23 protein-coding genes are annotated in these 21,790 nt (G+C 51.3%); 13 read left to right on the top strand and 10 right to left on the bottom strand.

Annotated features, from left to right (window positions below; genetic code table 11):
* From kdsC to mgtE, 10 genes are all read left to right on the top strand, one after another.
* The gene (gene kdsC, locus IDAT_RS04815; RefSeq protein ID WP_034731790.1) at window positions 1-555 is read left to right on the top strand and encodes a 3-deoxy-manno-octulosonate-8-phosphatase KdsC; all 555 of its coding nucleotides are present in this window, start codon (window positions 1-3) and stop codon (window positions 553-555) included.
* The gene (lptC, locus tag IDAT_RS04810) at window positions 552-1,124 is read left to right on the top strand and encodes an LPS export ABC transporter periplasmic protein LptC (RefSeq protein WP_034731274.1); all 573 of its coding nucleotides are present in this window, start codon (window positions 552-554) and stop codon (window positions 1,122-1,124) included. Before kdsC ends, lptC begins: the two co-directional genes overlap by 4 nt.
* Window positions 1,084-1,626 (top strand): lipopolysaccharide transport periplasmic protein LptA, encoded by a 543-nt coding sequence (lptA, locus tag IDAT_RS04805; RefSeq protein WP_162178387.1) that lies wholly within the window; start codon window positions 1,084-1,086, stop codon window positions 1,624-1,626. Before lptC ends, lptA begins: the two co-directional genes overlap by 41 nt.
* Window positions 1,607-2,332: an LPS export ABC transporter ATP-binding protein gene (gene lptB / locus IDAT_RS04800; RefSeq protein WP_034731271.1), complete on the top strand. Its 726-nt coding sequence runs from the start codon at window positions 1,607-1,609 to the stop codon at window positions 2,330-2,332. The genes lptA and lptB overlap by 20 nt, the downstream gene beginning before the upstream one ends.
* Before the next feature lie 30 nt (window positions 2,333-2,362).
* Window positions 2,363-3,748, top strand: coding sequence for an RNA polymerase factor sigma-54 (locus tag IDAT_RS04795; protein WP_034731270.1), 1,386 nt, complete (start codon window positions 2,363-2,365; stop codon window positions 3,746-3,748).
* Window positions 3,749-3,774: 26 nt separating this feature from the next.
* A complete protein-coding gene (hpf, locus tag IDAT_RS04790) occupies window positions 3,775-4,062 on the top strand; it encodes a ribosome hibernation promoting factor (RefSeq protein WP_034731268.1) in 288 nt (95 codons plus the stop codon).
* Window positions 4,063-4,065: 3 nt separating this feature from the next.
* The gene (gene ptsN, locus IDAT_RS04785; protein WP_034731266.1) at window positions 4,066-4,521 is read left to right on the top strand and encodes a PTS IIA-like nitrogen regulatory protein PtsN; all 456 of its coding nucleotides are present in this window, start codon (window positions 4,066-4,068) and stop codon (window positions 4,519-4,521) included.
* Window positions 4,522-4,525: 4 nt separating this feature from the next.
* Window positions 4,526-5,377: an RNase adapter RapZ gene (gene rapZ / locus IDAT_RS04780; RefSeq protein ID WP_034731264.1), complete on the top strand. Its 852-nt coding sequence runs from the start codon at window positions 4,526-4,528 to the stop codon at window positions 5,375-5,377.
* Complete coding sequence (locus tag IDAT_RS04775) at window positions 5,374-5,652, top strand: HPr family phosphocarrier protein (protein WP_034731262.1); 279 nt, start codon at window positions 5,374-5,376, stop codon at window positions 5,650-5,652. The genes rapZ and IDAT_RS04775 overlap by 4 nt, the downstream gene beginning before the upstream one ends.
* A gap of 81 nt (window positions 5,653-5,733) precedes the next feature.
* Window positions 5,734-7,095 carry a magnesium transporter gene (gene mgtE, locus IDAT_RS04770; RefSeq protein ID WP_034731260.1) on the top strand — a complete coding sequence of 454 codons (1,362 nt, stop codon included), beginning with the start codon at window positions 5,734-5,736 and terminating at the stop codon, window positions 7,093-7,095.
* A gap of 13 nt (window positions 7,096-7,108) precedes the next feature.
* On the opposite strand, the gene pmbA is transcribed toward mgtE, so the two are convergent.
* On the bottom strand, window positions 7,109-8,455 hold the full coding sequence (gene pmbA, locus IDAT_RS04765) for a metalloprotease PmbA (protein WP_034731788.1): 1,347 nt from the start codon (window positions 8,453-8,455) through the stop codon (window positions 7,109-7,111).
* A gap of 67 nt (window positions 8,456-8,522) precedes the next feature.
* Between pmbA and yjgA the strand changes: the two genes are divergently transcribed.
* Complete coding sequence (gene yjgA / locus IDAT_RS04760) at window positions 8,523-9,029, top strand: ribosome biogenesis factor YjgA (protein WP_051986589.1); 507 nt, start codon at window positions 8,523-8,525, stop codon at window positions 9,027-9,029.
* Here yjgA and tldD read toward each other — a convergent pair.
* The 9 genes from tldD to IDAT_RS04715 form a co-directional block, all read right to left on the bottom strand.
* A complete protein-coding gene (gene tldD / locus IDAT_RS04755) occupies window positions 9,026-10,480 on the bottom strand; it encodes a metalloprotease TldD (RefSeq protein WP_034731257.1) in 1,455 nt (484 codons plus the stop codon). The genes yjgA and tldD overlap by 4 nt on opposite strands.
* Window positions 10,473-11,351 carry a carbon-nitrogen hydrolase family protein gene (locus IDAT_RS04750; RefSeq protein ID WP_244441602.1) on the bottom strand — a complete coding sequence of 293 codons (879 nt, stop codon included), beginning with the start codon at window positions 11,349-11,351 and terminating at the stop codon, window positions 10,473-10,475. The genes tldD and IDAT_RS04750 overlap by 8 nt, the downstream gene beginning before the upstream one ends.
* A complete protein-coding gene (locus IDAT_RS04745) occupies window positions 11,257-15,264 on the bottom strand; it encodes a YhdP family protein (RefSeq protein ID WP_034731253.1) in 4,008 nt (1,335 codons plus the stop codon). The genes IDAT_RS04750 and IDAT_RS04745 overlap by 95 nt, the downstream gene beginning before the upstream one ends.
* Window positions 15,265-15,269: 5 nt before the next feature.
* The gene (gene rng / locus IDAT_RS04740; RefSeq protein ID WP_034731251.1) at window positions 15,270-16,739 is read right to left on the bottom strand and encodes a ribonuclease G; all 1,470 of its coding nucleotides are present in this window, start codon (window positions 16,737-16,739) and stop codon (window positions 15,270-15,272) included.
* Window positions 16,729-17,328, bottom strand: coding sequence for a Maf family protein (locus IDAT_RS04735; RefSeq protein WP_034731249.1), 600 nt, complete (start codon window positions 17,326-17,328; stop codon window positions 16,729-16,731). The genes rng and IDAT_RS04735 overlap by 11 nt, the downstream gene beginning before the upstream one ends.
* A 15-nt stretch (window positions 17,329-17,343) precedes the next feature.
* Complete coding sequence (gene mreD, locus IDAT_RS04730) at window positions 17,344-17,826, bottom strand: rod shape-determining protein MreD (RefSeq protein WP_034731247.1); 483 nt, start codon at window positions 17,824-17,826, stop codon at window positions 17,344-17,346.
* Complete coding sequence (mreC, locus tag IDAT_RS04725) at window positions 17,816-18,679, bottom strand: rod shape-determining protein MreC (RefSeq protein ID WP_034731246.1); 864 nt, start codon at window positions 18,677-18,679, stop codon at window positions 17,816-17,818. Before mreC ends, mreD begins: the two co-directional genes overlap by 11 nt.
* A gap of 6 nt (window positions 18,680-18,685) precedes the next feature.
* Window positions 18,686-19,729: a rod shape-determining protein gene (locus tag IDAT_RS04720; RefSeq protein WP_034731244.1), complete on the bottom strand. Its 1,044-nt coding sequence runs from the start codon at window positions 19,727-19,729 to the stop codon at window positions 18,686-18,688.
* Between the two features lie 80 nt (window positions 19,730-19,809).
* Window positions 19,810-20,289 (bottom strand): prepilin-type N-terminal cleavage/methylation domain-containing protein, encoded by a 480-nt coding sequence (locus IDAT_RS04715; protein ID WP_162178386.1) that lies wholly within the window; start codon window positions 20,287-20,289, stop codon window positions 19,810-19,812.
* A gap of 158 nt (window positions 20,290-20,447) precedes the next feature.
* On the opposite strand from IDAT_RS04715, the gene IDAT_RS04710 reads away from it, so the two are divergent.
* Both IDAT_RS04710 and IDAT_RS04705 read left to right on the top strand, forming a co-directional pair.
* Entirely contained in the window at window positions 20,448-20,969 is a 522-nt protein-coding gene (locus IDAT_RS04710; protein WP_034731239.1) for a type IV pilus modification PilV family protein, read from the top strand.
* Window positions 20,969-21,790: a PulJ/GspJ family protein gene (locus IDAT_RS04705; protein WP_034731237.1), complete on the top strand. Its 822-nt coding sequence runs from the start codon at window positions 20,969-20,971 to the stop codon at window positions 21,788-21,790. Before IDAT_RS04710 ends, IDAT_RS04705 begins: the two co-directional genes overlap by 1 nt.

The following is a 21,790-nucleotide window of genomic DNA, read 5'->3' as shown; positions in this document are numbered from 1 at the left end:
ATGCCAACGATCAGCACTTGGTACGGTGACATCAGTGAAAGTCTATTCGAAAGCTTTAAGGCGATTCGTTTGGTGATTTGCGATGTCGACGGGGTCTTTTCCGATGGCCGTATTTACCTGGGCAACGCCGGCGAGGAGCTCAAAGCCTTTCATACCCGCGATGGCTTCGGCGTCAAAGCCTTACTGAATAATGGTATCGCCGTTGCGGTGGTAACTGGGCGGCAATCTGACATCGTTGAACGGCGTATGCAAGCGCTCGGCGTTACCGATATCTTTCAAGGTACCACCGAGAAGCTCGCCGTTTACCAACAACTGGCAAATAAATATCAACTGCACGACCGTGAGATCGCCAGTATTGGCGACGATGTGCCTGACGTGGTGATGTTGCAGCATGCAGGGGTGGGCGTTGCACCGCAAGACGCGCACCCATGGGTGCAACAGCAAGCCGACTATATTACCAGTATGCGCGGTGGTTTTGGCGCGGTACGCGAGCTCAGTGACTTGATTTTGCTCAGCCAAGGGCACTTGCAATTACAAGGTGGAATGAGCGTATGAACCGCCAATTGAGCTGGATTCTCGCGATTCTGTTTGTGCTCGGGGCGCTACTTATTTGGCGTCCCTTTGACGACGCGGAAACCACCGCAGACAATCCAGAATTCCGCGAAATTCCACCGGATTTTATTGCCGAAGGCTTGGTGACTCGCGTCTACAATACTGAAGGCGAATTGGTGCATCGAATCAATGCCGCCAAAATGACCCATTACAGCCCTATTGGGCTTACCGAACTTGCTGCGCCAGAATACTCGGTGCAAGCCAAGGGGCAAGCAGCACAGTGGCGAGTGGTCGCCGAGCAGGGCTCTTTCTACGATGACAAAACGCTCGTGTTAGAGCGTGATATCATCATTAGTCATTTAGACGATAGTGATTACCTTGAACGTATTGAAACCAGTTACCTGACCATAGATACTATCGCCGAAACCATGATCACCGACGAACCAGTGGCGATTTTTGGTGAGAATTTCGAAGTGCGCGGCAACGGCATGAAAGCTGATTTGCGCGCCGAAACCTTGGAACTCAATGAACATGTACAAACGATTTTTGCGGTACAACGCAAAGCTAATTAGCACTCTGGCATTAACGCTTGGGCTGAGCATCACACCAGCGGCAATGGCGCAGGGCAAAGCTGACTTTGAGCAAGATATCTTTATCGATTCTGAAGAAGAATGGTTCGATATCCAAAATCGCATTGCGGTCTTCGATAAGAACGCCGTGATCACCCAAGGCACGCTGAAAATCACCGCTGACCATATTGAAGTAGCTGAGCAACAAGGGAACCGAACCTTCACCGCTACCGGTACACCGGCAACTTATCAACAACAGCTTGATGACGGTAGCATGATGCAAGCCGAAGCCGAAACCATCTTCTATGACGAACAGGCACAACAATTGCGTATGCTTGGCAACGTAAAAGTTAGCCAAGCTAATAAAGAGATCTCTGGGGCCGAACTGGTCTACGATTTTGCCACCCAACAGTTACGTGCCCGTCGCGGAGACGATGAGAACGAGCGCGTCACCACCATTTTTAGAACCGACAGTAAGAATAACGATGAGCCGATTAATCGCTGAGCATTTGGCAAAATCTTTTAATAAACGTCAGGTCGTAAAAGACGTCAGTATTACCGTGGAAGCGGGCAAAATCATTGGTTTGCTGGGCCCTAACGGGGCCGGTAAAACAACGACTTTTTACATGATAGTTGGCCTGATTAATCACGATAAAGGGCGTATTCTGCTCGACGGTGATGACGTCTCGTTACTGCCAATGCACGAGCGAGCGCGGCGTGGCGTCGGTTACTTGCCACAAGAATCATCAATCTTTCGCAAGCTGACCGTGCGCGACAATATTATGGCGATTCTCGAAACGCGCAAAGACCTTGATGCCAACGGCCGCGAAGAAAAGCTCGACAGTCTGCTTGAAGAGTTTCACATCGGCCATATCGCCAACAGTCTGGGCATGAGTCTGTCGGGTGGTGAACGCCGCCGCGTTGAGATTGCCAGAGCCCTGGCCACTGAACCTAAGTTTATTTTACTTGATGAACCTTTTGCTGGAGTCGACCCGATTTCGGTGTTGGATATTAAAAAGATCATCGAGCACCTCAAACAACGTGGAATTGGGGTACTGATAACTGACCACAATGTCCGCGAAACCCTATCCGTTTGTGAGCATGCTTACATTGTGAGTCATGGGGAGTTGATTGCTGAAGGCGACGCCCATACTATTCTAAGTAACCAACAGGTAAAGGACGTTTACCTCGGCGACCAATTCACGCTGTAATTGGGCGCAAGCTTATTTAGGTGGTATACCATGAAGCAAGGCTTGCAATTCAAATTCAGTCAGCAGCTGTCAATGACACCACAGCTGCAGCAAGCCATTCGGCTGTTACAGCTCTCACAACTGGAGTTGCAGCAAGAGATCCAGCAAACCCTTGAAGCAAACCCACTCCTTGAGCAAGAAGAGCACGACGACCCACTGCGTGACCACGAAGACGATGTTGCAGCGGTGCAAGAGGAGTGGGATCAGAATTATTCAGCGGAGCTTATGGGCGCTGTCGGTCAACATGATGCCGAGCACGATGCCTTTATGTTCGGTTGCGGTAAAGAAACCTTACATGATCATCTGCGCTGGCAATTACGCTTGTCTCACTGTACCGAGGTCGACGAAGCAATTGGTTTAGCGCTGATTGACGCCATTGACGACAATGGCTATTTACAAGCGACCTTAAGTGACATTAGCGCAGCACTCAGTGAACAACTCGATGAGCTGATAGAAGAAGATGAAGTTGCGGTGATGCTCAAACGCATTCAGCAATTTGATCCGGTTGGGGTCGGCGCGCGCGATGTGAGTGAGTGCCTGCTACTGCAGCTAAACCAACTGGCAAAAGACACGCCCTATCTTCAGCACGCAAAAATAGCGGTGCAAGAACATCTCTCGCTGCTCGCTTCGCGCGATTATCGTACCCTGGCGCGGCAGTTAAAATTGAACGAACAACAGCTGGCCAGTGTCCTATCTATCATACAGCAGTTACAACCGCACCCCGGCGAAAGCTATAGCAATGCGGATGATGATTACGTGATTCCCGATGTGCTGGTGCGCAAAAAAAATAATCGTTGGATAGTTGAGCTAAACCCACAAAGTTTGCCTAAACTAAAAGTGAACGAGAGTTACGCAGCGCTGATTCAGGATGCCAAACAAAGCGACGACATGAGTTATATTCGCCATCACCTACAAGAAGCAAAATGGTTTATCCGCAGCATTGAAAGCCGCAATGAGACGCTGCTGAAAGTTGCCACCACTATCGTGCAACGCCAACAGGCTTTCTTTGAGCACGGTGAAGAAGCGATGAAACCCATGATCCTTGCCGATGTCGCCCAAGCTATCGAAATGCACGAATCGACCGTATCTCGTGTCACCTCCCAAAAGTATATGCACACACCGCGCGGTGTATTCGAGTTGAAGTACTTTTTTTCCAGTCAGTTGCGTACTGAACAAGGGGAAGATGCTTCTTCAACGGCGATTCGCGCGTTGCTAAAGAAACTAGTCGCCGCCGAAAACCCGCGGAAGCCGCTCAGTGATAATAAGCTCACCCAGCTTATGGCGGACCAAGGGATTCAGGTCGCTAGAAGGACGATTGCGAAGTATCGTGAGGCGCTCAATATACCGCCTTCGAGCCAACGTAAGCGTCTGATTTAAATCTTGGACAATAGAAGGAAGATGTTATGCAAATTAATCTGACTGGTCATCACATTGAAATTACTGACGCCCTACGCGACTATGTTGACAGCAAATTTGCCAAGCTCGAACGGCACTTTGACCACATAAACAATGTCCATGTCATTTTAAATGTTGAAAAGTTAACGCAAAAAGCGGAAGCTACGCTCCATGTTAGCGGCGGTGAAATTTTTGCCGATTCCGAACACCAAGATATGTACGCGGCGATTGATGGTTTGATTGATAAACTGGATCGTCAAGTAATTAAACACAAAGAAAAGATGAAACGTCACTAAATCATGGATTTATCCTCTCTCTTAAGCCCCGACTGCACACGTTGTGCAGTCGCCGGCTCAAGCAAAAAGAAAGTGCTCGAACTCATTGGGCAACTCGCCGCTCCGCGCTTATCAGGCACCACCAGCTTTGATGTTTTCGAAAGTTTACTCAATCGCGAGCGTTTGGGTAGCACCGGGATTGGTTTAGGTGTTGCGATTCCACATGGGCGTTTGAGTACTGCCAATAAGCCTGTCGCTATTTTGCTGACGCTAAATGAGCCCGTCGACTTCGATGCCATCGATAATCAACCGGTCGATATCGTCTTTGCGCTGGTTGTGCCAGAAGAAGAACACGAGCAGCATTTACAAACCTTAGCTGCTGTCGCCCAACGCTTGAATGAGAAAACTTGCACGCGCGCGTTGCGTGAGGCGAAATCTGACCAAGAGTTGTTTGACCTTTTCACGCAAGCAGAAGTGTAATGATATGCGGCTGATTATCGTAAGTGGACGTTCAGGATCTGGTAAAACCATCGCCCTGCGGGTGCTGGAAGATTTGGGCTTCTATTGTGTCGATAACCTGCCGATCATGCTGTTACCCACGCTGGTTCACGCGGTACAAGAGCAATACCAAGACGTAGCTGTAAGTATCGATGTCCGCAACTTGCCCGAGAATCCAGAGCAACTCAGTGACGCACTGGATTTTTTACCGGACAAAGTAGCGCCAGAAATTCTCTTTCTTGACGCCGAAGACAAAATTTTGCTGCAACGCTTTGGCGAAACCCGTCGCATGCATCCGCTGTCGCGCCATGAAATGCCTTTAAGCGAAGCCCTGCAACTTGAATTCAAATTGCTCGAACCGCTTGCCGAACGCGCAACCTGGCGGATTGAAAGCAGCGATTTGAGTGTTCATCAGCTGAGTGAGCAAGTGAGCGAACGGGTGTTAGGCCGCGCGACTTCGCGCCTCATCGTAGTGTTTCAATCATTTGGTTATAAATACGGCCTACCTGCTGATCTCGACTATGCATTTGACGCGCGAATTTTGCCAAATCCGCATTGGGAACCTGAGCTCAAACCATTGACCGGCAGTGACCCTGCGGTCCAACACTTTTTTGCACAGCAACCGCTGGTAACGAAGTTTATCTATCAACTCGAAACCTTTCTCGCCACTTGGTTACCGCACTTTCAACGCAGTAATCGCAGCTACCTTACGGTGGGTATTGGTTGCACCGGTGGCCAACACCGTTCCGTGTATATCGCGGAGCAACTGGCTGAGCGCTTTCAAGGGCTGGATTTAAAAGTTCAAGTACGCCATCGTGAGAGCCATCGTCGCAAATGACTACTGAAGTTCGTCGCCAAGCCATTATTCAAAACAAACTCGGCCTGCATGCGCGTGCTGCGACCAAGCTCGCTAAACTCACCTACCAATTCGATGCTGAAGTTTTTATTGAGCAAAATGGCAAAGAAGTCGATGCCTCCAGCGTCATGTGTTTACTCCTGCTAGCGAGTGCACAAGGCCATGAAATTACAGTCATTGCCCGTGGTAGTGAAGCCGAACAAGCGGTTGAAGCGGTCACCGCACTGATCGAAGCTCGCTTCGATGAAGACGCATAAAGCGACCATTTATCCCCACTGCACTAGCTGACGAATTCGCAAAAGTAAGATAAACTCCTCATATTCATAGGAGTTTTCAACATGCTTGCAGAAGTCGCTGAAAAAGAGTTCGCTGAACAGCAGCTACAAGACGTAACCGAGTCATTGGCTCGGGGCATGTACGTGCAAGCGCGCCGGCAATTACATAACTTGCCAGCGTGGGATGTTGCGCTCCTACTCGAATCTTCACCGCCAAAAGCGCGTGCCATCATTTGGCAGTTGGTCGATGCCGACGAACACGGTGATATCCTCGAGGAACTCTCCGAAGAAGTACAAAAATCGATTATCCGCCAAATGGCGCCAGAGAAGTTGGCCGCCGCAACCGAAGGCATGGATACCGATGACTTGGCCTACGTCTTACGTGGCCTGCCGGAGCAAGTTTATCAAGAAGTTTTGAAGTCGATGGACGAGCAAGATCGGCATCGTGCCGAGAAAGCGCTGTCCTACGAGGATGATACTGCCGGCAGTATCATGAACACCGATACCATTACCTTGCGTCCCGACGTGACCATCGACGTGGTATTACGGTACTTGCGCCTTAAAGGCGAACTCCCAGAAGCGACCGACAAACTTTACGTGGTAAGTCGCGACGATCAATTCATTGGCGAGATTTCCATTTCGCGCTTAGTCACCGTCGATCCAGCAAAGCTGGTAAGCGACGTGATGGAGCCAGATGTGCAAAGTATTCCGGTGGATATGGACGAAGTCGAAGTCGCCAAGCTGTTCGAACGCCAAGACTGGATATCTGCGCCGGTGGTCGATAACGACAATCACCTGGTCGGCCGTATCACCATCGATGACGTGGTTGATATCATCCGTGAAGACGCGCAGCACTCGATGTTGAGCATGGCCGGTCTTGATGACGATGAAGATACCTTCGCGCCCGTGTGGAAGAGTACCCGCCGACGTTCTATTTGGTTGGGTATTAACCTAATCACGGCGTTACTGGCCGCCATGGTCAGCTCGCTATTCGAGGATATCCTTGCACAAATGGCGATTCTCGCAATTCTAAACACCATAGTGCCAAGTATGGGTGGAATTGCCGGATCACAAACGCTTACGCTGGTCATTCGCGGTATGGCACTTGGTCACATAGGACCTAGTAACCAACGCTGGTTGATCGGCAAAGAGCTCGCCGTAGGTGCCCTCAATGGCATGATCTGGGCGCTGCTCATTGCCGCAGTAGTGGCCATTTGGAAGCAAGACTTAATGATTGGCGGGATCATTGCCTTTGCGATGATGGCCAACCTACTTGCCGCTGGCTTAGCTGGTGTCACTGTACCGTTGATCTTGAAGAAATTCGATATTGACCCAGCGTTGGCCGGCGGTGTCATTCTGACCACCGTCACTGATGTGGTAGGTATATTTGCCTTCCTTGGCACCGCTACGTTGTTACTTAGCTAATCTTATTGAGCGTTTAATTACCGGCAACGTGCATGCTTTCAAGCAGCACTGAGCCGGTACGAACACCATGGCGTAAATCAATGTCATTGCCGATTGCGACGATATTACGCAGCATATCTTTCAAATTACCAGCAATAGTGATTTCCTCTACTGGATACTGGATTTCCCCATTTTCTACCCAAAAACCAGCCGCTCCACGAGAGTAATCACCGTTAACCAAGTTAACTCCTTGGCCCATCAGTTCCGTAACCAAGAGTCCAGTGCCCATGGTTCGGCAGAGATCCGCCAAAGATTGTTGCTGGTGCGCAACTTGCCAGGTATGAATGCCGCCCGCATGCCCCGTTGGCTGCATCTGCATTTTGCGCGCCGCATAACTGGTCAATAAATAGGTCTGCAATACGCCATCCGCAACGATGGTGCGATCTTCTGTACGCACTCCTTCGTGATCAAACGGCGAGCTGGCGAGGGCGCCGCGTAGATGCGGCGTTTCTTCAATAGTGAGCCAAGACGGCAACACCTGTGCGCCCAAGTGGTCCAATAAAAAGCTCGATTTCCGATACAAATTACCGCCACTGATAGCACCAACAAAATGGCCGAATAGACTATTAGCAATATCGGCACGGAAAATAACCGGCATTTGTGCCGTATCAATTTTACGTGCGCCCAACCGCGACACTGTCTCTTTAGCTGCCGCTTCCGCGACCTGCTCGGGGCTATCCAACTCGCCAATTTTACGGCCCACAGTGTAGGCATAATCGCGCTGCATGGCGTCACCTTGCTTGGCGATCAATGAGCAACTCATAGCATGCCGCGACTGCAAATAGCCATCAAGAAAACCTAGGCTGTTACCGTACACGCGATAACCGACATGACTGCTATAACTTGCGCCATCGGAATTAACGATACGCTCGTCAAGGTTCAGCGCATGACGTTCACACTGCAGCGCTTGCGCCAATGCATATTCGGCCGATTGATCGGCCGGATGACAGAGGTCCAAATCAGGTGGTGCACTGGCCAGCAATTCGACAGGTGCTAGCCCAGCATGCGGATCCGGCGAGGTAAACCGAGCAATATCATAAGCTTTTTCAACCGCTGCTCGGATGGCGCGTGGTGACAGATCGGTGGTTGACGCAGAACCCTTTTGTTGACCTTGGTAAAGCGTGATGCCCAAGGCACCATCTTGATTAAATTCTACCGTTTCGACTTCGCCAAGACGGGTTTCAACACTGATACCTCGGCTACGGCTAAGGGCACACTCCATCGCACTGGCGCCAAGCTCTTTACCGAAGCTAAGCGCATCGGCTACGGCTTGTTTTACATCATCTAGTTCGAGGCGTAAATCAGCTATTTCTGGTTTCAAAGTAAACTCCAATGGTCGGTTGTTCGTGAGCCTGTTAAAATGACCCACATTGCACAGAGGAAAACGCATGCACGATCACGATCAAGACGACGACTCGTTAATTAGTAAATCACAGCTCAAGCGCGAAGCCGAAGCCCAACAAGCACTCGGCACTAAGCTAGTCAACTTAAGCGCTGGCAAGCTCGAAAAAATTCCACTCGACGATGAATTGCGCGCTGCCATTGCCTTGGCGCAACGTATTCGCAATAAGCGCGAAGGCTATCGGCGCCAGTTACAGCACATCGGCAAATTGATGCGCAACCGTGAAACTGGACCAATCGAACAAGCTTTACACGAACTTGAACACGCCCACCTCGAGCAAAACGCATTGTTTCATCAGCTCGAGAAAACGCGCGATGCGATTTTGAGCCAAGGCGACAGCGCCATTCAGCAATTTATCGACGCTTATCCACATGCCGATAGACAAAAGCTACGGCAGCTGTATCGCCAAGCGCAAAAGCAACAACAGCAGAGCAAACCACCCGCCGCTGCACGCGAACTCTTTAAATATCTACGTGAAGTGGCATCCGCTTAAGCGGTGCCACCCACAGTTAAGGCATCCAATTTCAGCGTCGGTTGGCCAACGCCCACCGGCACACTTTGCCCGTCTTTACCACACACACCTACGCCAGTATCTAAGGCGAGATCGTTGCCCACCATCGACACTTGACGCATCGCTTCAGGACCATTGCCAATAAGCGTGGCTCCTTTCAGTGGCGCAGTGATTTTGCCATCTTCAATCAAGTAGGCTTCCGATGCTGAGAACACGAACTTGCCGGAAGTAATATCCACCTGACCACCGGCGAATTGCGGCGCATAAATGCCCTTCTTCACGCTGGCAATAATATCTTCGGGGTTGGCTTCGCCACCGAGCATATAAGTATTGGTCATACGCGGCATTGGCAGATGCGCATAGGATTCGCGGCGACCATTTCCGGTCGCCTTGACGCCCATTAGACGTGCGTTCATTTTGTCTTGCATGTAGCCGACTAAGCGGCCTTTTTCGATCAGTACGTTGTAACCGGCTGGCGTACCTTCATCGTCTACGGTTAATGAACCACGCCGATCGGCAAGGGTACCGTCATCGACAATGGTGCATAGTTCCGAGGCAACGAGTTCACCGATTTTTCCAGCATAGGCAGACGCCCCTTTGCGATTAAAGTCGCCTTCGAGGCCATGTCCAACCGCTTCATGCAAGAGCACACCGGGCCAACCGGCGCCCAACACCACCGGCATGGTTCCCGCTGGAGCCGGACGCGCGTCAAGATTCACCAATGCTTGACGCACTGCTTCTTTAGCGTAACTCTGCCAACGCGGGTAACTCGTGCCTTGGTCAGCCGCAAAGAAATAACCATAATCAACCCGCGCACCACCACCAGCACTGCCACGTTCGCGTTTGCCATCTTGTTCCGCCAACACGGTGCAGTTGACGCGCACTAACGGACGAATATCTGTGGCTAAAGTACCGTCAGTGGCGATCACCAATACTTCATCGTAACTACCGCTAATGCTGGCAATCACTTCCACCACTCTGGAGTCAAGGGCGCGTGCATAGGCATCGATTTCGCGCAACAATTCAATTTTGGCAACTTCATCTAAACTGGCTAATGGATTCGTCGCGCTATAGCGTGTCTGCTGCGCTTGCGTTGCAGGCACTTGTATTTGTTTGGCTTGTCCGGCTGCGACAATTCCACGCGCTGCGCTAGCCGCCTGCTGCAGCGCACTCGCGGTTATCTCATCGGCATAAGCAAAGCCAGTTTTGTCTTCATGCAAGGCTCGCACACCGAGTCCGCTCTCAATATGAAAGCTACCGGTTTTAACAATACCGTCTTCTAGCACCCAGGATTCGTTTGTGCTGTGTTGCAGGTAAATATCAGCGTAATCAATGGCACCAGTATAGAGATGCCCCAACTGCTGGGTTAACTGCTCAACATCAAGTTGATTGTCGGCCAACAGATGCGCAATGACCTGCTCGTGTTTATTCATGTATCACCTTTTTACTTCGGGCAAAATGCTCTGCCACGGGAATATTCTGTCGGATTTCGGCTTGCTGACTTAACTCAACCGCCGCGGTTGCTAAACACGGCTGCTGCGGCTGACCGGTCGCGCCTTCGCATTCATCCAATACGCGCCCCCAGGCATCGATGATCAGTGCATGACCGAAGGTTGCACGACCATTGGCATGGGTACCGACCTGTGCCGCAGCCACCACAGCGCATTGTTGTTCAATCGCGCGAGCGCGCGTCAGCACGTGCCAATGGGCTGCACCCGTCACTTGGGTAAATGCCGACGGTAGTGTAATCACATCCGCCCCCGCCGTGCGTAGTGCGCGAAACAGTTCTGGAAACCGCACATCATAACATACTGCCAAACCTAACACGCCAAACTCAGTGGCCACCGTAACCACTTCGCTACCGGCTTGGGTCCAGTTCGATTCTCGATACTGTCTGGTACTGTCGGCCACATCAACATCAAATAAGTGGATTTTGTTGTAACGCGCCAGCTCGCTGCCATCAGGGCCAAATAACAAAGATGCAGCGCTAAATTTTGTGGCCTCACGGCTATCGATTATCGGCATGGTGCCGGCAAGTAAATAGATGCCGTGTTGCTGCGCCAACTCAGCGAGACGTTGCTGCAAATCGCCCTGCCCATGTAATTCGGCAATCTCGCGCTGAAATTTATCGCCGGCACCGAAGCATAAACAGGCTTCGGGCAATACCACCAGTTGTGGCCGCGCGGGCGGAATTTGCTCCAGGAGTTGTTCAATAACTGCTAGGTTGTCCAGCGGCTGCGGCTGGCTGGTCATCTGTACTGCTGTTAGTTGCACCTTGTTCGCTGGCGTTGTTGCCGTTGTCATTTTGCTTCTCCTGCGGTTGGGCTTCGCTTGGCAGTTCATCGACCGGAATGGTGACTTCGCGACTAGCGCGCGAGACTTCTTCCACCACAGGAGCATCAATAGTGCCGGTAATCTTATACTCCAAGCGACTGATGACTTGCGCATCTTGCAGCATTTGATCGATTAACAAAGCGGCAAGACCGGACGGCGGATTGACCATCCAAGCCAGAATAACAGGCAGACTGGAGGTCACTTTAGGTACGAAGTAAAGGCGATAGTCGATGGCCTCTGTGACTAAATTACTCTGCCCGATAATTTGCATGTCACCGGCCGAGCCGTCCATGACCGCATTGTCGGTGCTTACGACGCCATCCGCGATGTCGAAAGCGCCGCTAAATTCGGTAAAGAACATGCCGTTGGCGAAGATATCCCGAAAATCAAAGCGTAGTTTGCGCAAAATGCTTTCCAGACTCAGCACCGAGAAGATGCGTGCGCCGCCGTCACTGACATCATTCAGATAGCCTTGGCCTAGCTCCCATTCCATTGTGCCATTCAAGCTTGCGACATTAAAACCGCCGGGCGCGCCCTGCCAACGCAAGTCATAATTAAACTCAGCGGGGCTGTCTTGAATGATCGAGGTAATATCGTACTCATTCAGTAGCTGCCCCAAGTCGTCACTATCAAGGCTGCCATAGAAGCGCGTGGTTTCGGTTTGTGCGCCCGTGGCAAATTGCCAATCAATGTTGGCTAACAGACGATGTTCACCTTGCGTAATCTGAATCTTGGTGAACCGCAGGCCTTGTGCTTGCGGCTGCACCTGCAACGCTATTTCACCTAGGTCATAGTCGCCATACTGGCAACGGCGACACTCAAACTGTAGGCTCGGCCAAGCCGCCACCTTTGGTGGGTCTTGCTCGACTTCGGTGGTTTCTTCGACCGTAGCAATCACTTCGGGGCGCGCCAATTCGAGAAAATCTGCAGCAATTCGTACTTGCGCGCGTTGCTCGGCTCGGGCTGGCCAATAGCTGCCCGTGAGTGCTGTTTGCTCGGCGCGCCAGCGCCATTGCCAAGTATCAATTACTTGCTCGGCCTGCGGCTCCTCTTGTGGCCATAGCACAATTGCATTATCGTCCAAGGTATGATCACCGAGTGTTACGGTATCTGCTCGAATCTCTATCAAATCCGGTACTGGACTAGCGATGCGATGCGCGGATTGTGGTTCCGGTAACCAATCGCTCAGCCACTGATTAAGCGCAACTAACTTTTCACCCCAGGCTAAACCGTCGATTTCGGGAAGACCGATCTCTAACGGAAATTTAGGTTGTAAACCTAGCAAGTCCGGATTCGGCGCCCCGCGCGCGGTGTTACCAATGCGCGCATAACCTTGCTGCAATTCGCTGGCATCACCATTGAACTGCAGTTCCAGCAAACTCTGTTCGCCCAGACTACTATTGATCAAGAGACTCTCGGGACTACCGGAAACCTGTAGTTGCCACGCGCGACCCGCCCCCTGCGGAATATCAAGTGGTGCGGGTAACAACATGCCAAGCTCCAGTAGGTCAGATTGTTGCTGCCAATGGAACGAATACCCACCATCTTGTGGCAGTGACAGTGCTAATTGACCGTCCCAGTGGAATTCACCTGTGAATAAACTTGCGGTACTCGGGATGCGCTCAGCAAGCTCCGCCATCGACCACTCAGCCTGTGCTTGTAACTCCACGTGATAATCTTGCTCGCGCTGTTGCCCTTGCAAAGTTAGAGCTACCGGCAGTTGTTGCCAAGCCACGCGCAAGTTAGCACTGGAAATTTCGTCATTGCGGAAGCGAATGCGGCCAGTGAGCTGGTCAAAGCGCTGCCCTAAGCTTTCCACCAACAAGGTATTATTAGCAAGCTCGCCATAGCCCTCAGCGAGAACTTGGCGGCTATTATCTAACGGCACCGTCAATTGCAGACGCCCGGTCAGCGGACCGCTTAACTGTAACTCTTCGAAAGTGAAGCCCAGACTCGTAGCTAATGGACTTTGCGCAAAAATCGGCTGTAACGCCGTACCATCACCGGCAATAGCGCCCGAAATCAACAGCTGCGGCGGCCGCGCTGTGAGATCAGGTAAAATGGTGTCGACTTGCGGCAGCCCCATATCGAGCAACTGTCCATTTTCGGCACGAATATGCATGCGTTCATTGCCAAAATGTACGTAGGCGTTGGCGTCAGCAACACTTGGCCAATTTGGCTGAAATTTGTAAACCAGATTGCGTAAACTGGCTTGTGCGCGAAACACGCCCTGCTGTTGCTTGTAGGGGAACTCTTCCAATGCACCGCGCCAGAGCATGGTGATGCTCTCAGCTTCGGCTTCCAATAAGGCGGTCTGCAAGTAATCGTGTAGCTCTGCGCCCATCACTTCTGGTAAATAACGACGCAGCACTTCAGCATCGATGGTGGTTGAAGTATCAGCGGTGACCCGCGCGGCAATTTCTAGCTGTTCTGCTTGTTGCAGCGTAGCCCGCAGCGCCAGCGGTAACCCCTGTAACTCAATGCGACTGCCATCAGCGATGCGCACACGCCAAGTGTGCTCAGGTTGGCCTGCTGGACGCCAGCTAAAATCACCAACCACGTTGAGATTTGCAATTTGCCAAGGCGCGGCACTATCAAGCCAACGACTATTGACCGCCACTTGCTCGCCTTGGAGTTGCCATTGCGCATACTGGCCTTGCCCCACCACGTTAACGTCCACTTGCGCAACACCCGGAATCGTCTCATTCCCTTGCCACGCCAAATCTTGACCTTGAACTTGCCATTGCAACGGTTGTTGCAGGTCGCGCTGCACGCGCACATCTAGCGCGCCTTGTAATTCACTTTGCGTAAGTTTTTCGGCCCAAGCTTGGCCCGTAGAGCCGGCTAAACTAGCCAGTTGCACGAGCGGTGCCAACGGCACTTGATTGGCGCTCACCACCGTGCGTTCCGGCGTTTGCAGCCAGCTCATAGTGGGTAAGGTCCAGGTGGTACTGTCTTTGATAAAAGTCAGCGGATTGTTGTTGACTAACCAACCATCTTGTTGCGGACGCAAGCGCATCAGCCCTTTGGGGATCACGAGTTGATGGCGTTGCTGCCCAACTTGCCAGTGCAACTCGTTACGTGCCAATTGCAAAGTGCCATTACGAAACTCGCTAGCAGCAAAGTTGAGCCACAGAGTGAAGTTAAATTCCGCCTGTGACACTTTGGCGTCTACCACTTGCTGTTGTAACCAGCCGGCGATATCAAGATTGGAGGCTTGCACGTAAATTTGTCCAGCCAGATCGCTGGGATCATTGCCCTTGATATCTATCATCACGTCAAGCGCGTTACTGGCAAGTCCATCAATGCGGAAACTACCAATGCCTTGGTGCGCAAGCCCTTGGTTCTGCCAACTCAAACGATCTACCAACACGGCCCGACGTACGCCGACTAAATTAATAATTTCGAGCCGGCTGTTCTCAATTGTGACTTCATCAAGTTGGTTTAAGAAAAACCGTGGAATTTGCTCTGACATACCCACATTGCTGGCGATCGATGCATCGCGCAAATCATAGGTGACATGCAAATCAGCCAGCGTGACTTGCTCAAATTTGACTGACAAGGTACGAACACTTTGCCAGAAATTAAAAATAACGCGTGCCTCATTCAGTTTGAGGTCAGCCGCTTCTCCGCCAAGTTGGTGAATACTAATATCGCGTAGAATCAACTGCGGACCGGCGGTATTCCAATCAGCGCCGAGCTGATTGATGGTCATTTCAACAGCGTAGTTATCGGCAAAGAATTGCTCAACGTCAGTGGTTAAATCAGGTAACTGTGGCAACAAGTAGCGCAGCACGGTCAGCAACACCGCAAACAGCACAAGTGCACTGGCGATGGTATAGAGAAGTGTACGATAAGCTACTTTAACCGAACGTCGCCACATAAGTCCTACATCATCACTACGTCAAATTGCTCTTGATGATACAGCGGCTCGACCGAGACTTTGACTTGCTTACCAATAAAGACTTCGAGCTCCGCTAACGCATGCGACTCTTCGTTCAGTAAGGCATCGGCAACCGCAGCTGACGCATAAACTACAAAATGATCCGCGGCATAGGCGCGATTGACCCGCACAATTTCACGCATGATTTCATAACAAACTGTTTCGACCGTTTTCATCGTGCCGCGGCCACTGCAGACCGGACATTCTGAGCACAACACGTGCTCGAGACTCTCACGGGTGCGTTTACGTGTCATTTCCACCAAGCCTAATGAGGTGAAACCGTTGATCGAAGTCTTCGCGCGGTCTTTGCTCAGAGCTTGTTCCAAACTGTGGAGCACACGGCGCTTGTGATCAGCGTTTTGCATATCGATAAAATCGATAATGATAATGCCACCCAAGTTACGCAAGCGTAATTGTCGGGCTATGGCTTGGGTCGCCTCGATGTTGGTATTGAAAATGGTTTCTTCGAGGTTACGGTGACCGACAAAGCCGCCGGTATTGATATCAATGGTGGTCATCGCTTCAGTCTGATCGATAATAATCGAACCACCAGACTTAAGATCCACTTTACGATCGAGCGCCCGTTGGATTTCGTTTTCGACATCGAACATGTCGAAAATGGGACGTTCTCCCGTGTAGTACTCCAGTGTCGGAGCGAGTTCTGGAATAAACTCTTGCACAAACTCAACGAGAATCTCATAGGTGATGCGCGAGTCGACTCGAACGCGCTCGATTTCGTCGCCGACGAAATCACGCAGAATACGACAAGATAAATTCAAATCTTCGTAAACAATACCCACCTTGCGCATACCCTTGCGGCGCTTTTCAATAGTGGTCCATAGTCGCCGCAAAAAGCTCGCATCGCGCTGCAAATCATCATCGCGTGCCCCTTCTGCTGCAGTGCGCACGATAAAACCACCGTGCTCATCACAGTAGGGTTGCGCTGCAGCTTTGAGGCGATCACGTTCAGCTTCATCTTCAATACGCTGCGAGATACCAACGTGCGGTGATTGCGGCATTAACACCATGTAACGCGACGGAATGGTGATATCTGTGGTGAGACGCGCGCCTTTTGTCCCCAAAGGATCTTTGACGACTTGCACCAGTATATGCTGGCCCAACCGCACGAGTGTCGCAATATCCGGCGCTAAATCCGGACGTGGCGGCACACCCTCAGCCGCAGAGAGTGGTGAAACAATATCAGAGGCGTGCAAGAACGCTGCTTTATCTAAGCCAATGTCAACGAAGGCGGCTTGCATGCCAGGTAGCACACGCACCACTTTACCGACATAAATATTACCCACCAAACCGCGCTTGGCTTGGCGTTCAATATGGATCTCTTGCAAAATACCATTTTCGATCAACGCCACCCGTGTCTCAGTTGGGGTCACGTTCATTAAAATTTCAGCGCTCATAATTGTCCTTTGCTACCGCTGCTTCGACCTGCACGATCAGCTGCTCGGTTTCATATAATGGCAAGCCAACCACCGCCAAATAGCTGCCCTCAATATGGGTCACAAACTTACCTGCGCGTCCCTGAATTCCATACCCACCCGCTTTATCTTTAGGCTCACCCGACTGCCAATAGGCAGCGATTTCCGCAGCATTCAAATGCTTAAAGTAGACAGTCGTCGAGACTACTTTGCTAGTTGTTGCACCATTATGGTGCAATGCGACCGCGGTGATCGCTTGGTGCGCACGCCCTGACAACAACTCCATCATTTGCTTATAATCGGCTTCGTTGCGCGGCTTTTCCAATACTTGGTCGGCGCACACTACCACTGTATCCGCGCCAATAACTGCTGCATTGGTCAGCCCCTCACTGGCGCACAACTGCGCCCCAGCCTCAGCCTTCTCTCGTGCCAAGCGCTCCACATAATCTAGCGGCCGCTCATGGGGGTGCTGTTGTTCAATAATATCTGGATGCACCACTCGAAACGGTCGATCGAGTAACTGCAATAATTCAAAACGCCGAGGTGAGCCAGAGGCGAGCACGAGTTCCATTTAAGAATCCTTTAGCTAGCGAATCAAGTAACGCCGACGATAGCCACGCATGACGAGGAACAACCACGGCCACAACACCATCGATGACAGCACCGGGTATAAGTAAGACCAATGAAACGCAGCATCATTCAAAAAATGCTCTAATTGGTAGACGATCAGACGTTTACCGAGAATCAGCAAGCCGATGACAAGCGTTTGTTGTACTAATGAATAATTGCGAATGCGTTGGAAGTGACGCAGGGTAAAGTAAGCAATAATGAGAAGGCCTGTCGCGTAAACGCCAAAGGTCGTGCCCATTAAAATATCAGTGAGTAACCCCATCACCAGCACTGTGGTCACGCCAACACGATGCGGAATCGCCATGAGCCAATAAATCAGCACCATGCTGACCCAGTCCGGACGCCACGCCTCAAGGAAAGTCGGGATGGGCATCACCATCAATACCAAGGCGATCACGTAACTGAGTAGCAGCGGCAACAAACCCGACTTAATCCACATCTTCAACCTCGTCATACACCGGTTGTTCGGTGGCATTCGCAGGCCACAGCAATAACAGCGTACGTACGCGGTCAAGCTGGGCAAATGGCGTGACTAAAACCCGCGCATATTGTAAGCGCTCGTCACGATCTATCGAGCTGATTTGCGCCACCGGATAGCCCTCTGGGAACACACCGCCAAGCCCTGATGACACTAAAACATCACCTTCTTTTAATTCTGTGCTGTGCGGAATAAAACTCAACTCAAGTTGGTTCAAATCACCAATACCTTTGGCAATCACGCGGATATCGTTGCGTTCAGCACGCAGTGAAATGGCATGGCTCTGGTCGGAAATCAAAATGACCCTTGCAGTAGTGCGCGCGACACTAATGACTTGGCCAAGAATGCCGCGATTGTCGAGCACCGGCTGCCCCTCGTAGACGCCGTTGGCGTATCCTTTGTTGATGACAACCTGGTGTGAGAACGGATCGGTCGCTACCGCCACTACTTCGGCAACCATGCGCCGACTCGCTTGACGCACTTCGGAGCCGAGCAATTGTCGCAACCGGGCATTCTCGTTTTCGAGAAAGTTCAAGCGTTGTACCGCCATCTCAAGTTCGAGTAACTCGTCACGCAAACGCAAATTCTCCTCGCGCAGTGCTGAGCGGGTGGTCGCTAAGTAGACCACGCGGTTCATCACTTCTTCAGGTAATACAGCAAGGTACTGAACTGGAGCGGTAGCGGTGCTTAAAAACGAACGCACCGGCTGCATGGTTTGCAGCCGGTGGTCGAGGAACATCAATGCACCTGCAATGATAAGGGCGAGCAGCAGGCGGGTGCGTAACGAAGGGCCGTGCTCGAACAGCGACTTCATGCGGCGTTACTCATCACTAAACAGGTCACCACCGTGCATATCAATCATTTCTAAGGCTTTACCGCCACCGCGCGCGACACAGGTCAATGGGTCGTCTGCGATGATAACTGGAATACCCGTTTCTTCCATTAATAAACGATCGAGGTCGCGCAGCAACGCCCCACCACCGGTAAGCACCATGCCACGCTCAGAAATGTCCGAGGCCAGTTCTGGTGGCGACTGTTCCAGCGCGACCATCACTGCACTGACGATGCCCATCAGTGGTTCTTGCAATGCCTCAAGGATTTCGTTGCTGTTCAAAGTGAACGAACGCGGCACACCTTCGGCAAGGTTACGTCCGCGCACTTCGATTTCGCGTACTTCGTCGCCAGGGAAAGCTGAACCAATTTCGTGCTTAATTCGTTCGGCAGTGGCTTCACCAATCAATGAGCCAAAGTTGCGACGAATATAATTGACGATAGCTTCATCAAACTTATCACCACCGATGCGCACCGAAGAAGAGTACACCACGCCATTCAACGAGATGATCGCAACTTCGGTGGTACCACCACCAATATCGACCACCATCGAACCGGTTGCTTCTGACACCGGCAAGCCAGCGCCGATTGCCGCCGCCATAGGCTCGTCAATTAAGTAAACCTCGCGCGCGCCAGCACCAAGTGCCGATTCACGAATGGCACGACGTTCGACCTGAGTAGAACCGCATGGTACACACACCAAAACCCGTGGGCTTGGGCGGAAATAGTGGCTGTCATGCACTTTCTTAATAAAGTGCTGAAGCATTTTTTCAGTCACATAAAAGTCGGCAATCACGCCGTCTTTCATTGGCCGAATTGCGCGAATGTTGCCCGGCGTACGACCGAGCATCTGTTTGGCTGCGTGCCCTACCGCGGCGACGCTTTTCGGACCGCCAGAACGTTCCTGTCGAATCGCCACAACCGAAGGTTCGTTCAATACGATGCCTTCGTCTTTGACGTAAATGAGGGTATTTGCCGTGCCCAAGTCGATAGACAGATCGTTGGAAAAAATGCCGCGCAATTTCTTAAACATCTGGGGTGTTCCCGTAAACTTTTTAAGGTGGATAATCTAACCGCGTAACTTTACCAAGCCACACCAAGGCGGGCAAGCGACTAATTACAAGCGCCCGCGCGAATATAGCCTTGGCTTTGCACACAAACGCTGCGGCTATTCGGTCCTGTTAACGTAATCTCGACCGCACTTTGGCCACAAAGTTCAGGTGTTGTGAGACTATGGTTGGTCGACACTGGACAACCTAAACTATTGAAGCGAAAACCATTCGCTAGGTTGGTTAAGCTACCTACTGTGGCTAAACTGTTCTCATCGGGCACGACTATGATGCGCTCTGCTGCAACAGCAGCGCCACATAAATCAGGTCGCACTTGGTTAGTTTGAAAATTTATTCCGTAACAGGCTTGCGTGGTATCTTGCATGGCCCGCTGTTGTACGACTCTTAACGCACTTATCAACTCAGCTTGAAATGTCTGCTGGGTAAAGCCACCGCGTCCAAACAATGCCGGCGCCGCGGTCACCGAAACGATACCTATGATGATAATAACAACGAGTAGCTCAACAAGCGTTAGTGCTTGCATAGATTTAACATTAGACTGTGATAAGCACGGTGCTTTAGCACGCATAGGAAAATCGTCGATGGTCTCAATTGATTTAATAATATGCAGTGTAAAGTAAATTCGTATACTATGGAACGTATTAAAAAAGTTATAAAAGAATGCTCTAACAAGGTCTTCTCATGCGCGGTTTTTCGTTGATAGAACTGATCATTGGTATCGTCACCTTGGCGATCGCTTTGGTGCTGGTATTTACCCTGCTCTATCCTCAAGCCTTTCGCAGCGCCGAACCGGTTTTACAGCTACGCGCAGCGACCTTAGGGCAAGCGCTACTCGATGAAATTATTGCCAAATCGTTTGACGAACAAAGCAATCGCAGTGGCGGATTAGTGCGTTGCGATGGCGTCAGCGGCCCTGCCTGTACCGATGCTGCCAACTTTGGTCCCGACGCCGAAACCCGTGACACTTTTGATGATGTCGATGATTACCACCAGCTACAAGTGACTTTTCCTGCGCTCGCAACTGCCGAGGGTGATAGCCTCGCCGCACGTTATCCGGGCTTTGGTTTTGCCGTTAGCGTTTGTTATAGCGATGCGCTTGGCGTCTGCGGTGTCGGTCGCAGCGCTTTTAAACGCGTCTTGGTAACCACAGTTACGCCGCTGGGGCAAAACTTTGAATTCTCCGTGGTGAAGGGGAACTACTAATGGCCAAACGTCATGCGCATGGCTTCACCCTAATAGAGTTGGTCATCGTTATGGTGATTCTCGCTATTTTGGGTTTATTTAGCTTTGGCTATGTCAGTTTTGGGGCGCAAATTTTTGCCGACACCAGCGCGCGACAACAGCTTATTGCGGAATCACGCTTCGCCATTGAGCGCCTCACTCGCGAACTTAAATACGTAGTACCTCGTTCACTTCGCGTGAATACCGCATGCATCGAATTCGTTCCCTTAGTGGCAAGCAGCCGCTATTTGGAACTCCCCCAAGGCTTAGCGGCGGGCAGCGACAGTTTTATTGCGATTGAACCGCAAAGTGAAACGTCATTGGTCAACCAATGGTTGTTTGTCTACGCTACTCAAGCGCCACATATCTATGCCGCGAGCAGTACACGGCGACAGCAGATTCAAACTATCAATGCGGTGAGCGGCCAGTCCGGGGTCATCGACATCGAATTTACCGATGCAAATGCCGAGTTTAGCCAGCAAAGTCCTGGGCGCAGGTACTTTGTCGGTGCAACGCCAGTGAGTTGGTGTTACGACGAAGCCAGTCAACGACTGTTGCGTTTTGCCGACTACGGTTACAACGCCAGCCAGCCCAATACTGCCAGTTTGACCAGTAGCGCGGGCAATGCTGAAGTTATGATGACCACCTTGGTCAATGAGTTAGCTGCAGGGCAACTGCCGTTTCGGGTCAGCCCGGCCTCGCTACAGCGCAATAGTTTAGTCTTGCTCGACTGGCGCGTTGGCTCAGTTACTGACGAGCGGATTCAAATCAACCATGAGATTCATTTGCCTAATGTGCCCTAA

The organism is Pseudidiomarina atlantica (assembly GCF_000753735.1).
Taxonomy (GTDB): Bacteria; Pseudomonadota; Gammaproteobacteria; order Enterobacterales; family Alteromonadaceae; genus Pseudidiomarina; species Pseudidiomarina atlantica.
This window is presented reverse-complemented; position numbering and strand designations above follow the sequence as displayed.